General features: G+C 45.3%; 13 protein-coding genes. 2 read left to right on the top strand and 11 right to left on the bottom strand.

Annotated elements, in window-relative coordinates; all coding sequences use genetic code 11:
* The first annotated feature begins 291 nt into the window (after positions 1–291).
* A complete protein-coding gene (locus ACWPOD_RS16615; protein ID WP_343429687.1) occupies positions 292–2,838 on the top strand; it encodes an Ig-like domain-containing protein in 2,547 nt (848 codons plus the stop codon).
* Between the two features lie 134 nt (positions 2,839–2,972).
* On the opposite strand, the gene ACWPOD_RS16620 is transcribed toward ACWPOD_RS16615, so the two are convergent.
* The gene (locus ACWPOD_RS16620; RefSeq protein ID WP_005385316.1) at positions 2,973–3,716 is read right to left on the bottom strand and encodes a YggN family protein; all 744 of its coding nucleotides are present in this window, start codon (positions 3,714–3,716) and stop codon (positions 2,973–2,975) included.
* A gap of 61 nt (positions 3,717–3,777) precedes the next feature.
* Positions 3,778–4,257: a GreA/GreB family elongation factor gene (locus ACWPOD_RS16625; RefSeq protein ID WP_456232070.1), complete on the bottom strand. Its 480-nt coding sequence runs from the start codon at positions 4,255–4,257 to the stop codon at positions 3,778–3,780.
* A 76-nt stretch (positions 4,258–4,333) separates the two neighbouring features.
* On the opposite strand from ACWPOD_RS16625, the gene ACWPOD_RS16630 reads away from it, so the two are divergent.
* On the top strand, positions 4,334–6,259 hold the full coding sequence (locus tag ACWPOD_RS16630) for a RecQ family ATP-dependent DNA helicase (RefSeq protein WP_456232097.1): 1,926 nt from the start codon (positions 4,334–4,336) through the stop codon (positions 6,257–6,259).
* On the opposite strand, the gene dinB is transcribed toward ACWPOD_RS16630, so the two are convergent.
* From dinB to ACWPOD_RS16675, 9 genes are all read right to left on the bottom strand, one after another.
* Entirely contained in the window at positions 6,256–7,320 is a 1,065-nt protein-coding gene (gene dinB / locus ACWPOD_RS16635) for a DNA polymerase IV (RefSeq protein ID WP_456232071.1), read from the bottom strand. The genes ACWPOD_RS16630 and dinB overlap by 4 nt on opposite strands.
* A gap of 75 nt (positions 7,321–7,395) precedes the next feature.
* Positions 7,396–7,629: a DUF2789 domain-containing protein gene (locus ACWPOD_RS16640; protein WP_012841486.1), complete on the bottom strand. Its 234-nt coding sequence runs from the start codon at positions 7,627–7,629 to the stop codon at positions 7,396–7,398.
* Positions 7,630–7,860: 231 nt separating this feature from the next.
* Complete coding sequence (gene nqrM / locus ACWPOD_RS16645) at positions 7,861–8,094, bottom strand: (Na+)-NQR maturation NqrM (RefSeq protein ID WP_005436655.1); 234 nt, start codon at positions 8,092–8,094, stop codon at positions 7,861–7,863.
* Positions 8,095–8,116: 22 nt separating this feature from the next.
* Positions 8,117–9,121 carry an FAD:protein FMN transferase gene (locus ACWPOD_RS16650; protein ID WP_065645499.1) on the bottom strand — a complete coding sequence of 335 codons (1,005 nt, stop codon included), beginning with the start codon at positions 9,119–9,121 and terminating at the stop codon, positions 8,117–8,119.
* A 155-nt stretch (positions 9,122–9,276) separates the two neighbouring features.
* Positions 9,277–10,500, bottom strand: coding sequence for an NADH:ubiquinone reductase (Na(+)-transporting) subunit F (gene nqrF / locus ACWPOD_RS16655; protein WP_005380271.1), 1,224 nt, complete (start codon positions 10,498–10,500; stop codon positions 9,277–9,279).
* Positions 10,501–10,533: 33 nt separating this feature from the next.
* On the bottom strand, positions 10,534–11,130 hold the full coding sequence (gene nqrE, locus ACWPOD_RS16660; RefSeq protein WP_005380270.1) for an NADH:ubiquinone reductase (Na(+)-transporting) subunit E: 597 nt from the start codon (positions 11,128–11,130) through the stop codon (positions 10,534–10,536).
* A 7-nt stretch (positions 11,131–11,137) separates the two neighbouring features.
* Complete coding sequence (locus tag ACWPOD_RS16665; RefSeq protein ID WP_005380269.1) at positions 11,138–11,770, bottom strand: NADH:ubiquinone reductase (Na(+)-transporting) subunit D; 633 nt, start codon at positions 11,768–11,770, stop codon at positions 11,138–11,140.
* The gene (locus tag ACWPOD_RS16670; RefSeq protein WP_006742550.1) at positions 11,770–12,540 is read right to left on the bottom strand and encodes a Na(+)-translocating NADH-quinone reductase subunit C; all 771 of its coding nucleotides are present in this window, start codon (positions 12,538–12,540) and stop codon (positions 11,770–11,772) included. Before ACWPOD_RS16670 ends, ACWPOD_RS16665 begins: the two co-directional genes overlap by 1 nt.
* On the bottom strand, positions 12,530–13,774 hold the full coding sequence (locus ACWPOD_RS16675; protein ID WP_006742551.1) for an NADH:ubiquinone reductase (Na(+)-transporting) subunit B: 1,245 nt from the start codon (positions 13,772–13,774) through the stop codon (positions 12,530–12,532). The genes ACWPOD_RS16670 and ACWPOD_RS16675 overlap by 11 nt, the downstream gene beginning before the upstream one ends.

Here is a 13,774-nt window from a genome sequence, read left to right on the forward strand (position 1 = left end):
CTCGACAGTTGAAACAATTCACAGTCATTCAGCTTGTAAATTTTAACGTACATCTCACATTCATCATTCTAAGACCTGGCGACTTTTGTCTTTTTCACACGCCTAGAATTTGTGATTCTCCCATCGTGAAGTGAGCCGAAAAATAATGAGCTTTGGTGTAAGGAACGAATAGTTCCTCGTGATACTGTGTCGAAAAGCAGAATATTGTGCTTCGCTTTTTCCCCCTTATGTCTATTTATCAGCTAGTTATTACTCTGTTCTCATTTATATCCATGACTCAAGGAGAGGAAAATGAAGGTCACTCTACTTCACGGAGCGATGGTTGCAGCACTCAGCGTCAGCTACCAAGCTCAAGCCTATAACTGCCAAAGCTTACCCGACTGGGACAGCACTGCGACTTATACATCGGGCACTTTAGTAAAAACGCAAGGAGCCGCTTACGAGGCAGCGTATTGGACGCAAGGCAATGACCCTGTTACCAATTCAGGGGCTTGGGAGGCATGGAAAGCGTTAGGGCAATGTGATGGTGGAAGCAACAACCTAGAGCCAACAGTGTCATTCTCCTCTCCAACAAACAACGCACAAATTCCCGAAGGCAGTGCGATCACCTTGCTAGCCAACGCAGCCGACGAAGATGGCCAAATCGCACAAGTTGAGTTTGTTGCAGGCAACCAAACGGTTGCTGTGGTAACTCAAGCACCATTCGAAGCATCTTGGACCGCTATTGAAGGTGTCTCGCAATTGACCGCAATTGCGACCGATAATGAGGGAGCCGTTACCACCACGACGATTTCTATCCAAGTTCAACCACAAGTCGAATTACCGCCACCAAGCATTTCATTGACAAGCCCAGTAGGCACAGAAGTGCTTAATGTAGGCGATAACCTAACCGTAGCCGCTCAAGCTGATGATATTGATGGTGTGGTCACACAAGTTGAGTTCTTCGTGAACAATCAATCCGTTGCGATTGATACCAGCGTACCTTACGAATATCAATGGACCGCGAATGCTGGTACACATTCGTTTAAAGCACAAGCGACTGATGACACATACCTCGCAACCATGAGCCAAGAAGTAACGCTTGTTGTTAGTAATTCAGAAACAGGGACTGGCGGATGTTCAGATGCAGTGCCTTACGCGGCGGGAACGAGTTATCAAGTTGGCGACCTGGTTTCTCACTTCAACCAAAAATATCGTTGTGACGTTGCGGGTTGGTGTTCCTCGGATGCGACATGGGCTTACGAACCAGGTGAAGGGCTATACTGGCAAGATGCTTGGAGTGGCCTAGGTGCTTGTTCGACGCCACCGCAAGTTACCATTACGGCACCAACGGATGGACAAGTTGTGCTCGCTGGCAGCAATAACGAAATCACGGCTAACGCAAGCGATGCTGATGGCACAGTCACGCAAGTTGAGTTTTTTGCGAACAACACCAGCTTAGGGGTCATCACTCAAGCACCATATTCCGTTACTTGGAACGCCACACTTATTGGCGCTAACCAGCTTAAAGCCGTCGCAACCGATAATGATAACAACACGTCAGAGTCCTTGGTTGGTGTGGAAGTCAGCGATAAAGATTTGGTCGTCTCACTGACTTCACCAAGTAGCGGTCAAACCGTCGGATTAGGCAAAAACCTCGCATTAAATGCCGATGCAACGTCTTTAACTTCAGGCATTAAGCACGTTGATTTCATGATCAACGGCTCTATTGTTGCAACCGATACCACGGCACCTTACACAGCCAACTGGACACCAACTGCACTTGGTAACTTTACAGTTAGCGCCCAAGCTGTGGATTTGTCAGGAAGCAATGCATTGTCTGACGCCGCAGCAATAACGGTGGTTGAGCAAGCAGAGAAACGTCATAAACTCATCGGTTACTGGCACAATTTTGTAAATGGAGCGGGCTGTCCAATTCGTCTAGCGGATATGGCTGATGCGTGGGATGTGATTGATATTGCCTTCGCCGAGAATGACCGTAACAGCGATGGTACCGTGCACTTTAATCTATATTCAGGCGATATTTACAGCGATTGTCCAGCGCTCGACCCAGCACAGTTCAAACAAGACATGGCAGCGCTTCAAGCTAAAGGTAAGAAGTTTGTTCTCTCTCTTGGCGGAGCAGAAGGCACGATTACGCTGAATACCGATCAAGACGAAGCCAACTTTGTCTCTAGCCTAACAGGTCTTATCGCTGAGTGGGGCTTTGATGGTCTTGATGTGGATTTAGAGAGTGGATCTAACTTGGTTCATGGCTCGCAAATTCAAGCTCGCCTTGGTCGTGCTTTGCTTCAAATAGAGCAAAACATGGGTGGCGATATGTACCTAACCATGGCACCTGAGCATCCTTATGTTCAAGGCGGCTATGTGGCTTACAGCGGTATTTGGGGAGCTTACATTCCTGTGATTAATGAGACACGCAGCACGCTCGACCTGCTTCACGTCCAGCTATATAACAACGGTGGTTTGCCAAACCCATATCTGCCAGGCAGTGCACCAGAAGGCTCTGTGGATATGATGGTAGCGCAATCTAAAATGCTTATCGAAGGCTTTGAATTGGCCGACGGCACTCAGTTTGCACCACTACGTGATGATCAAGTCGCAATCGGCTTACCTTCAGGTCCTAGCTCAGCAAATTCAGGGCAGGCTCCGACACAGAATATTATCAGCGCACTAGATTGTTTAACCAAAGGCACTTCATGTGGCACCGTTAAACCAGCGTTCAATTACCCGAATTATGCAGGGGTAATGACGTGGTCTATCAACTGGGATCAGCATGATGGTTTTAATTTCTCAAAACCTGTCGGCGATAAGCTCACCGAGATGAACGCGCAATAAGCTATCAAAGAACAAGCGGGTAAAACGGAAATATCGTCTTGCTTTCATTAATTGTTCAAGTATGTAAAAACGAAAAGAGAGCACAATTGTGCTCTCTTTCTTTATACCATTGAGTTCTACTTTTTGAAGGGTAATTAAATCGTAAATACTCGGTAATCTTTTAGCTCAGGGATTTTCTTCAACAAATCGTCTTCTTGCCCTGCCATGTCATCCAACGAGTCGCACAAGTCTTCTGCTTGTTGCTCTACCTCTTTCGAATGCTCAGCTAAACGCTCTTCTACTTTCGCGCTGAGTTCAGCCATACTCTCCGATAATGCAGTGAGGTTTATTCCCCCCTCTTCCTTCATTTTTTTCGATAAAGCATCCAACGAACTCGCTAAAAACTCTTTATTGAAGATCTCTTGTGCTTTTGCAAAGTCTTCAGTCCACCCTTGTGTCATGGACTCAAAGCTTTCCGCTGGTAGAATGAAATCACCATCTTTGTAGTAACGTGATTCAACATCAGCGAAAAAGTCCTGTACTGCGACTTTGACGTTATCAAACGCGCCAGGTGCGTCTAGGCTTTCCGCAACATCATCGATGATGTCATTTGCAAGCGCTAAACCATCACTCGCCAACTGCTTTGCTTGTGGAATATACGCGTTCATTTTTTCGCGATAGTCTTCAATTGCCGCTTTTTGGTCGGCATTGAGTTCAATTAGCTCACCTTTGATGAATAGGTTGTTATCCTCATCCACGACAGCTTTATCACCTGTCGTTTGGCGAATTTCCAAGCTTTGCCCATCCATACGGACTTCATTATTGATGTCCACACGACACTGCGCTGCATAACCAGTAGCACTGACCATCAGCAATGAGAGTGTAAAAAGCTTTTTCATGTCATTCTCTTTTATTTAACATTACTCGTGTTAAACATAACACTGAGTGATACATGAGATGTCAGCAAACCGTCACGACTTCGTAACAAGTTGTTTTTTCTCCTATTTTCACATCAATCTCATCACCTTCTTCTTTCCCGAATAACGCTCGACCAAGAGGAGATTTTGCTGTTAAGACAAAGACTTCCTGAGCCTGATATTTAACAGTCAGACCACCAGAACAAGGGCCTACAAAGAAGTGCTTTTCAAGCAAATTCTCATCTGCGAGAACGACGTAAGCACCTACACCAACAGGTGCGCCTTTAAACTCGCGAGTCACTAGAGCGCGATATTGACGCAGCTCGTCTTCACTCTCTTGGATTCGCATAGCTTGTCCATGAGCAAGATACGCGGCTTCAAGTGCTAACGTATCGTACTTATGCTCGGGAACAGTTTCTTCATCTGTCGCGGCATCAATGGCTAGTTGAGCCGATGCATGGGCCACTTGAAGTTTTTCTTCCAGATGTTGGATGATAATTTGGACTAAGTCAGCTTTGTTCATACTTTTAGGACGCGCGTTTGGCACTCAGGGTGTGTTAATGTACCTAAGTTTACCATCAAAGAAAGGTTTCCCTATTATGCAAAGTGACTCGCTGCATCAAACACTTCAATCCGTATTTGGTTTTGACTCATTACGCCAAGGTCAACAACCCGTAATTGAAGCGGTTATGAATGGTTACTCTGCTGCGGCCATCTTTCCTACAGGTTCGGGTAAGTCTCTCTGTTACCAATTGCCAGCAACCGTATTGCCCAATCTTACGTTGGTGATCTCGCCGTTGTTGGCGTTAATGAAAGATCAGCTGAACTTTTTGCAAAGTAAAGGGATCCCGGCCGCTTCTATCGATAGCAGTCAAAGCAGAGAAGAGTCACAACGCGTCATGGCAGGGGTAAAAAATGGACAGATCAAAATATTGATGATTTCTGTTGAGCGCCTAAAGAACGAGCGTTTTCGTGAGTTCATTCGCCAAGTACCGATCTCTTTGATGGTGGTTGATGAAGCGCACTGTATTTCCGAATGGGGACATAACTTCCGCCCTGATTATCTCAAGCTACCGCAATATCAACGTGAACTGAACATTCCACAATCTTTGCTTCTCACTGCAACAGCAACGCCCGCAGTTATTGAAGACATGCAACAAAAGTTCGATATTGCCAGTGAACATATTACCGTTACAGGCTTCTACCGCCCCAATCTGGATATCTCGGTGATCCCATGCGAGGAAGCAACGAAACAAGAAAGGCTAAGTGAGATCATCGCCTCTTCTCCTAAGCTTCCGACTATCGTATACGTGACACAACAGCAGACAGCAGAGCAAGTAGCACAGTCACTAATCCATATTGGCATTAATGCTCACGCGTACCATGCTGGTATGAAAAGCGACATCCGTGAACAAATCCAACAGCAGTTCATGGATAGCCAAATTGACTGTATTGTTGCAACGATTGCATTTGGTATGGGGGTCGATAAATCTGATATCCGCCGCGTCATTCACTTCGACTTACCCAAATCAATCGAGAACTACGCACAAGAGATTGGGCGTGCAGGCAGGGACGGGCAACGTTCTGAGTGCATTCTGCTAGGCAATACGTCCGGCTTAACGGTGTTGGAGAACTTTGTCTATGGTGACACACCTGAACTAACCTCGATTAACTATGTAGTCGAGCAAGCGAAAGAACATGCTCCACAATGGGAGGTAGTGCCACTGCGTTTATCGCGTGAAAGTAATATCCGCCAATTGCCACTCAAAACCTTGTTGGTTTATTTGGAGCTACATAAACTCATTGAAGCAAAATACAGTTACTTTGCGGAATATCGCTTTAAGTTTTTGCACGATCAGCAATTTATTGTGAATCAATTTCAAGGCGAGCGACGTCAATTCGTGGAGGCTATTTTCTCCTGCTCGCAAAAAGCCAAAGTGTGGTGCCAAGTTGACCTAGAAGCGTTATGGATGAACTATCAATCGGAACGCAGCCGAGTTGTCGCAGCCCTCGACTATTTTCACCAGAATGGTTGGATAGAGCTAGAGAGCAAACAACTGACCGACGTGTACTCTGTTTTGCCAACCACACAGAGTTCTGATGTTTTAATCCAACAACTGTATGAACTGTTCCAATCCAAAGAAAGCAAAGATATCGAAAGAATTCACACCATGCTGCGCTTGTTCCAGTCAGAGCACTGTTTGAGCTCACAATTGGCGAACTACTTTGCTGATCACAATGCACCAGAGCAATGTGGTCACTGCTCCGTGTGTCGTGGTCAAGTTGCTTCGTTCCCAACACCACAAGGTGAGGATATTGAGCCACCTCAAGTAGCAATGTGGGTGCAGGAATTTATTCAGCTTTCCCCTTCAGCTATCAGCAATGATGCTGTCGCCCGCTTCTTGTGTGGAATTAGTACCCCTTTAATTAGCCAGCTAAAAGCTTCAAAACTGTCAGGTTATGGTGCGATGGCCAACACAAGCTTTGAGCAAGTATTAGATCAGGTAGAAGCAGTAAGAGCCTAGAAAAAGCTCAATTGACGCGCTTGGTTCTCGGGCTTGAGCATCACGTTCAAGCCTAAAAGGCGTATTTCCCGTCCGTTTTGGCGCTTAAGAATATCTCTTAACAAGATCTTGAAGTCCTCAAGCTCTAATTGCGGATGGATATGCTCAATTGTTGTCAGTTGAAAGTCGGCAAATTTAACTTTAATACCTTGTTTAATAATCGATTTATCTGGGCTTGCACGCTCTAAGCGTTTCTCGAGTTCAGGATAAAGTTTATCCTCGATCACTTGCCAACATTCATCACAGCTCGAGATATTCTGGCTGAATGTCCGTTCCACACCGACGGATTTTCTCTCTCGCTCAACGACGACCTCTCGATTATCAATTCCATGGCTACGCTGCCATAAAGATGCTCCCTGACGACCAAACTGTCTCAGCAATTCACGATAGTCGCTGTTTTTAATATCCTCACATCGATAAAAGCCCGCTTGATGTAGCTTCTCAAGACTCACCTTCCCAACGCCAGGAATGTTTTCCAGCGGAAGTGTATCGATAACTTCCTGAACCTTATCTGGCGGGATAACAAACTGACCGTTGGGTTTATTCATATCAGAGGCGACTTTGGCAAGAAACTTAATCGGTGCAATGCCCGCCGATGCCGTCAGTCCAAGCTCATTCCAAATGTCGCGTCGAATAGACTCTGCGATCAACGTTGCGGAGCCACGACAAGCTGTCGAGTCCGTGACATCGAGGTATGCTTCATCTAATGATAGAGGTTCAATGATAGGCGTATAACGCTCAAAAATAGCACGAATCTGCTGAGAGACTTGTTTGTACACGTGCATTCGACCGGGAACGACTAGTAAATGGGGGCAGAGTTGTAATGCACGCGCCGTTGACATTGCACTACGAACGCCATATTTGCGCGCCTCATAATTACAGGTGCTAATCACGCCACGCTGTTTTTCATGACCGCCAACGGCGAGTGCAATGCCACGGTAACTAGGATTATCTCTCATCTCAACGGCAGCATAAAAACAATCCATATCGACGTGAATGATTTTTCTGATTCGGTCTGACATAGCCATTAAACACTGTTCAAAAACACAGTATAAATTAAATCTGCCTTGATAGAAATGAGAGTTTGTAAACGTGCTTTAATCTCGTAACATCACATCAAGCTGATCGACCAACTCTGCCCAGTCTGCGTCTTCTTCAATGGCTTGTTTGAGAAATGTGGCCTGCGAACTTGTCCAAAAGCTGGCTTCATGCAGAGGGGCTGAAGCTCTTTTGTGCCGATGTTCGTTAATAAAGTCCTTTATCTCTTGAGGAGAGCTGCCGAGGCCTAGTTGTTGAAACAATTCAGCCATACCGTGTTGATGCATTTCCATATTTCCTCCTAAGTTAACGCGCTTTAGTTTGAGTATATAACCAAATAACAGTTAAGTACGGTGATTAAAGGGAAATGACTTGGCTGTGAAGTCTGCACCGACTTAAGCTTCCGGTCATCCTAGATTAAACGTAGCAAGCAAAGTATAAACTCTCAGAGAAGTAGAGCGAGAAATATAAAAAAACCCAGCTTTAGCTGGGTTATTTTGTATTACTCTTTGGACGATCGATACTTAAGCAATTCGATCTTTTTCCCATGCAGCCAATTTCTCAGCTCGCGCCGCTTCACGTGCTTCACGTTTCTTACGCGCGTCACATGGTTCTGGACAGTTACATACTTTCTCAATACCTACTGCACCAAGACCGCCACAGCTACCCTTCACTACTTTCTTCTGGAAGATGTAGCCAACAGCCATCGCTGCGATTACCGCAACAAAAACTGCAAACGTAATTAGAAATGTACTCATAAGAACATGCTCACTTCTGTTGTTATTTCTTCATGAACGGCTTGTATGCTTCCGAAGCCAGCTCTTTAAAACCATTTTCCGTCTTCACAATCATGAAAACAGGAATATTATTTTCGTTCGCAATTGCCATGCCTTTGTCTTCACCTAGCACCATAAGGCCAGTTGCAAGACCATCAGCAGTCATCGACGATTTATCTAATACCGTTACAGACACCACTTTATGATGAATAGGTTTGCCTGTTCTTGGATTAATAATATGAGAGTATCTCACACCATTACTCTCAAAGTAATTACGATAGTCACCACTTGTTGCAATTGCCATATCCCCTGGCTCAATAATTTCTTGAATTGAACGCTCATCAATAGTCGGCTTTTCAATCGCAATGCGCCACGGCACGCCTTCACGATTCACGCCTTTGAGGCGCATTTCACCGCCCACTTCTACCATGAAGTTATGAACCCCTTCAGATTGAAGGTAGTCAGCAACCACGTCAACCCCCCAACCTTTAGCAATAGTTGATAAATCGACATACAAGTTAGGAATATCTTTGGACAATTTATTGCCATCAATAGATAGATGATGAATGCCAGTATTGGCTTTGCGTGCCGCTAGCTCTTCATCTGTAGGAACGACATCAGGGCGAGCTTCTGGGCCAAAGCCCCACAGGTTAACTAAAGGACCGACTGTCACATCCAATGCGCCTAAAGTAAGACCGTTGAGACGAATCGCCTCTTTGACTACAGTTGCTGTTTGTGTCGATACAGTAAATGGCTCACTCGTTTGATGCTGGTTAAAGCGACTTAATTCTGAATCATCACGGTAGGTCGACATTTGGTCATTAACCTCTTCCAATAAGCGATCAATTTCCGTCTGCATCGCTTTTGGCGTTGGAATACCATCTTGCTCGATATATTTGATGTTATAAGAAGTCCCCATGGTAGGGCCACTTAGATGAATTTGATCTGCTGGCTGCTCACAGCCAGCCAAAATCAATAGAGAAGCGAATGCAACAAGCCACGTTTTCACTTGTTAACTCCCAATGTTGTTGAATTGATATGGGGAATGGGACCGATTACTTAAATCCAATTACCTATATCAACTGTTGAATATTATTTTTACTTCTACAAAAAATAATGGCTAGCTCTTAGAGAGCTAGCCATAGATTCAATCACTTGGAGGGATTAACCACCGAAGTCATCTAGTAGGATGTTTTCATCCTCTACACCTAGATCTTTTAGCATGCCGATAACAGCAGCGTTCATCATAGGTGGACCACACATGTAGTATTCACAGTCTTCTGGCGCTTCGTGATCACGTAGGTAGTTCTCGTAAAGAACGTTGTGAATAAAGCCAGTGTAACCATCCCAGTTATCTTCTGGAAGTGGATCAGACAGTGCACAGTGCCATACGAAGTTGTCATTCTCAGCTTGTAGCATATCGAAGTCTTCTACGTAGAACATTTCACGCTTAGAACGTGCGCCGTACCAGAAAGACATCTTACGCTTAGAGTGCAGACGCTTAAGTTGGTCGAAGATGTGTGAGCGCATTGGAGCCATACCAGCACCACCACCAACGAATACCATTTCTGCATCTGTATCTTTCGCAAAGAACTCACCAAATGGACCAGAAATAGTACACTTGTCGCCTTCTTTTAGAGACCAAATGTACGAAGACATGATGCCTGGTGGTACGTCTGGGTTGTTCGGCGGCGGAGTCGCGATACGAACGTTAAGCATGATGATACCGTGCTCTTCTGGGTAGTTAGCCATTGAGTATGCACGGATAGTCTCTTCGTTAACTTTAGACTCGTAACGGAAAAGGTTGAACTTCTCCCAGTCTTCACGGTATTCCTCAGGAATATCGTAGTCTGCGTATTTCACGTGGTGAGCAGGTGCTTCAATCTGGATGTAACCACCAGCACGGAAAGGTACTGATTCGCCATCTGGAATTTGTAGCTTAAGCTCTTTGATGAATGTCGCTTTGTTATCGTTAGAGATAACGGTACATTCCCACTTCTTAACGCCGAAGATTTCTTCAGGAAGCTCGATGTCCATGTCAGTTTTCATAGCAACCTGACACGCTAGACGCTCACCTTCACGTGCTTCACCTTTAGTAATATGGTCAAGCTCGGTTGGTAGGATGTCGCCACCACCTGATTTAACTTTTACGCGACACTGACCACATGAGCCACCGCCACCACAAGCAGAAGATACGAATACGCCAGCACCGGCTAGAGCACTCAGTAGCTTACCACCTGGTTGTGTAACGATCGCCAGAGAAGGGTCATCGTTCACAGAAATTGTAATGTCACCTGTTGGTACAAGCTTAGACTTAGCGAAAAGAATCACTAGTACTAGTGCAAGTACGATCAGAGTAAACATCACTACACCAAGAATAATGTCCATTGACTATTCCTTAATTGTTGCGGTTTACCCGACTTACAGTTGAACACCAGAGAAAGACATAAAGCCTAACGCCATAAGACCTACAGTGATAAATGTGATACCAAGACCACGTAGACCTGGAGGTACGTCAGAGTACTTCATCTTCTCACGGATACCTGCAAGAGCAACGATTGCCAGCATCCAGCCAACACCAGAGCCGAAACCGTAAACGATAGATTCAGCAAAGTTGTAGTCACGTTGTACCATGAAAGATACACCACCGAAGATTGCACAGTTTACTGTGATCAGCGGTAGGAAGATGCCTAGCGCGTTGTACAAAGGTGGGAAGAAACGGTCTAGAACCATCTCTAGAATCTGTACAAGTGCTGCAATTACACCGATAAAGGTGATGAAGTTTAGGAAGCTAAGGTCCACGCCCTCAACTAACGCGTTCTCTCTCAGAACTAGGTTGTATACTAGGTTGTTCACAGGAACAGCGATAGTCAGTACTACCACAACTGCAACACCTAGGCCGAAAGAGGTCTTAACCTTCTTAGATACGGCAAGGAAAGTACACATACCTAGGAAGAAAGACAGAGCCATGTTTTCGATGAAAATCGATTTAACTAACAGACTAATGTAATGTTCCATGACGTCCTTACTCCTTCGCTTCTACTTGTTCTGGTTTCAGAATACGGATTACCCAGATAAGGAAGCCGATTAGGAAGAATGCTGATGGTGCTAGTAGCATTAGGCCGTTAGGCTGGTACCAACCACCGTTGCTCACTAGAGGTAGAACTTCTAGGCCAAATAGTTTGCCTGAGCCAAATAGCTCACGGAAGAAACCTACAGTGATAAGAACGAAACCGTAACCTAGACCGTTACCAATACCGTCAATAAGAGATGGTACTGGCGCAGACTTCATTGCGAATGCTTCAGCACGACCCATTACGATACAGTTAGTGATAATCAGACCAACGAATACAGATAGCTGTTTAGAGATATCGTATAGGTAAGCTTTTAGCACCTGGTCTACCACGATTACTAGCGATGCGATAATTGCCATCTGAACGATGATACGCACACTGTTAGGAATGTGGTTACGGATCAATGAAACAGAGAAGTTAGACAGCGCAGTTACAAATGTTACCGCTAGCGTCATTACAAAAGCTGTTTCTAGTTTAGTTGTTACTGCAAGAGCAGAACATACACCAAGAACTTGTAGCGCGATTGGGTTGTTATCCAATACTGGCGCTAGAATGCTCTTTTTAACGTTTTGTGCACTAGACATTAGTTAAGTTCTCCGTCACGAACTTTTGCTAGGAAAGGACCAAAGCCCTTGTCACCTAACCAGAAGTCAAATGTGTGTTGAACACCATTACTAGTGAGCGTTGCTCCTGATAGACCATCAACACCGTGCTCAGAACCTTGCGGTGCGCCGCCTTTCACGACCTTAATCGCTGGCTGATGATCTTCATTGTACAATTTCTTGCCAATGAATTGATCGCGCCATGAAGGGTTCTCTACTTCACCACCAAGTCCAGGAGTTTCACCTTGCTCGTAGTAAGTAATAGCAGACACAGTGTTACCATCAGTTTCAACGGCTACAAAGGCATACATCATCGACCATAGTCCTTTACCGTGCATAGGCAAGATAACTTTTTGGACTTCATCTTGGTCTTTTACTAAGTACACCACTGCTGTATTCGCACGACGACGGATATCAGCGACGTCTTCTTCTGGTGTCAATGCGATTGAACGTTCTGCATCTTTTGATGCTTCACGCTGATCGTACGTAGATGCATTACCCTCAGTAAAGTTACCTGTTTCAAGGTCTACCAGACGAGGTTCGATGTACTCAGCAAATAGCTCTGGTACTTTCTTACCGTTCGCGTCAATGCCTGCAACTTCAACGATCTTTGATTGCTTATCTAGGACAGCGTTAGCTTTTTGCTTATCACGCAGACCTACTGCTGCTGTTGATACGATGATTGAACAAACAAGGCTCAACCCGATAACAACACCCAGCGTCTTTTTAATGCTGTCGTTATTACTTGCCATAGCGTGCTAGTCTCCGCTTGATGTTCTTCTCAATCACTACATGGTCGAACAGAGGTGCGAATAGGTTCGCGAATAGAATCGCCAGCATCATACCTTCTGGGTACGCCGGGTTAACTACGCGGATCATCACACACATTGCACCAATCAGGATGCCGTACCACCATTTACCTTTGTTAGTAAATGACGCTGATACTGGGTCCGTTGCCATGAAGAACATACCGAATGCAAAACCACCTAGAACTAGGTGCCAGTGCCATGGCATGTTGAACATTGGGTTAGTGTCAGAACCGATCACGTTAAACAGGGTCGATACTGCAATCATACCGATCATTACGCCCGCAATGATGCGCCATGAAGCGATTCGCATGTAAACGATCATCGCTGCACCGATCATTAGAGCTAGAGTCGATACTTCACCAATAGAGCCAGGGATGTTACCGATGAAAGCGTCCATCCAAGTGATAGGAGAACCAGTTACTGTGTTAACTAGAGCACCGTTACCACCTTGAGCCCATTGGCTAAGAGCAGTTGCACCAGAGAAGCCGTCAGCTGCAGTCCATACTACGTCACCCGAGATTTGCGCTGGGTAAGCGAAGAATAGGAATGCACGACCTGCAAGTGCAGGGTTAAGGAAGTTACGACCTGTACCACCGAAGATCTCCTTCGCAACAACAACACCAAATGTGATACCTAGTGCCGCTTGCCATAGAGGTAGCGTTGGTGGAACGATAAGTGCGAACAAGATAGAAGTAACAAAGAAGCCTTCGTTTACTTCGTGCTTACGCACCATACAGAAAAGCACTTCCCAGAAACCACCAACAAGGAATACTGTTGCGTAGATAGGTAGGAAGTAGGTCGCACCTAGTAGCATCTTGCTGCCAACCCCTGCATCAGCGGCAATCGTTCCGCCCAGCATTTCAGTTAGCCAGTAGTGCCAGTTACCAGAGATAACTGTCGCTAGTTGATCACCAGCGTACATGTGGTTAAGCGCTGCAATAGCTTGGCCACCTGCGTTGTACATACCCCAGAACATTGCTGGGAATACCGCAAACCAAACCATGATCATGATACGTTTTAGGTCAACGCTATCACGAACGTGCGAGCTTTTATTTGTTACGATACCTGGAGTGTAAAAAACTGTTGCTACAGCTTCGTACAGGGCAAACCATTTTTCGTGTTTACCACCAGGCTCAAAATGATGCTCGATGTCTTCAAGAAACTTTTTAAGAGCCAT

It is taken from the genome of Vibrio sp. JZG120, from assembly GCF_053890955.1.

Coding starts and splice junctions, on each gene's coding strand:
- ACWPOD_RS16640 (WP_012841486.1), bottom strand. CDS start 7,629: ATGGAAATGCATCAACACGGTATGGCTGAATTGTTTCAACAACTAGGC.
- nqrF (WP_005380271.1), bottom strand. CDS start 10,500: ATGGACATTATTCTTGGTGTAGTGATGTTTACTCTGATCGTACTTGCA.
- ACWPOD_RS16615 (WP_343429687.1), top strand. CDS start 292: ATGAAGGTCACTCTACTTCACGGAGCGATGGTTGCAGCACTCAGCGTC.
- ACWPOD_RS16630 (WP_456232097.1), top strand. CDS start 4,334: ATGCAAAGTGACTCGCTGCATCAAACACTTCAATCCGTATTTGGTTTT.
- ACWPOD_RS16670 (WP_006742550.1), bottom strand. CDS start 12,540: ATGGCAAGTAATAACGACAGCATTAAAAAGACGCTGGGTGTTGTTATC.
- ACWPOD_RS16625 (WP_456232070.1), bottom strand. CDS start 4,257: ATGAACAAAGCTGACTTAGTCCAAATTATCATCCAACATCTGGAAGAA.
- ACWPOD_RS16620 (WP_005385316.1), bottom strand. CDS start 3,716: ATGAAAAAGCTTTTTACACTCTCATTGCTGATGGTCAGTGCTACTGGT.
- ACWPOD_RS16675 (WP_006742551.1), bottom strand. CDS start 13,774: ATGGCTCTTAAAAAGTTTCTTGAAGACATCGAGCATCATTTTGAGCCT.
- dinB (WP_456232071.1), bottom strand. CDS start 7,320: ATGTCAGACCGAATCAGAAAAATCATTCACGTCGATATGGATTGTTTT.
- nqrM (WP_005436655.1), bottom strand. CDS start 8,094: ATGAGTACATTTCTAATTACGTTTGCAGTTTTTGTTGCGGTAATCGCA.
- nqrE (WP_005380270.1), bottom strand. CDS start 11,130: ATGGAACATTACATTAGTCTGTTAGTTAAATCGATTTTCATCGAAAAC.
- ACWPOD_RS16665 (WP_005380269.1), bottom strand. CDS start 11,770: ATGTCTAGTGCACAAAACGTTAAAAAGAGCATTCTAGCGCCAGTATTG.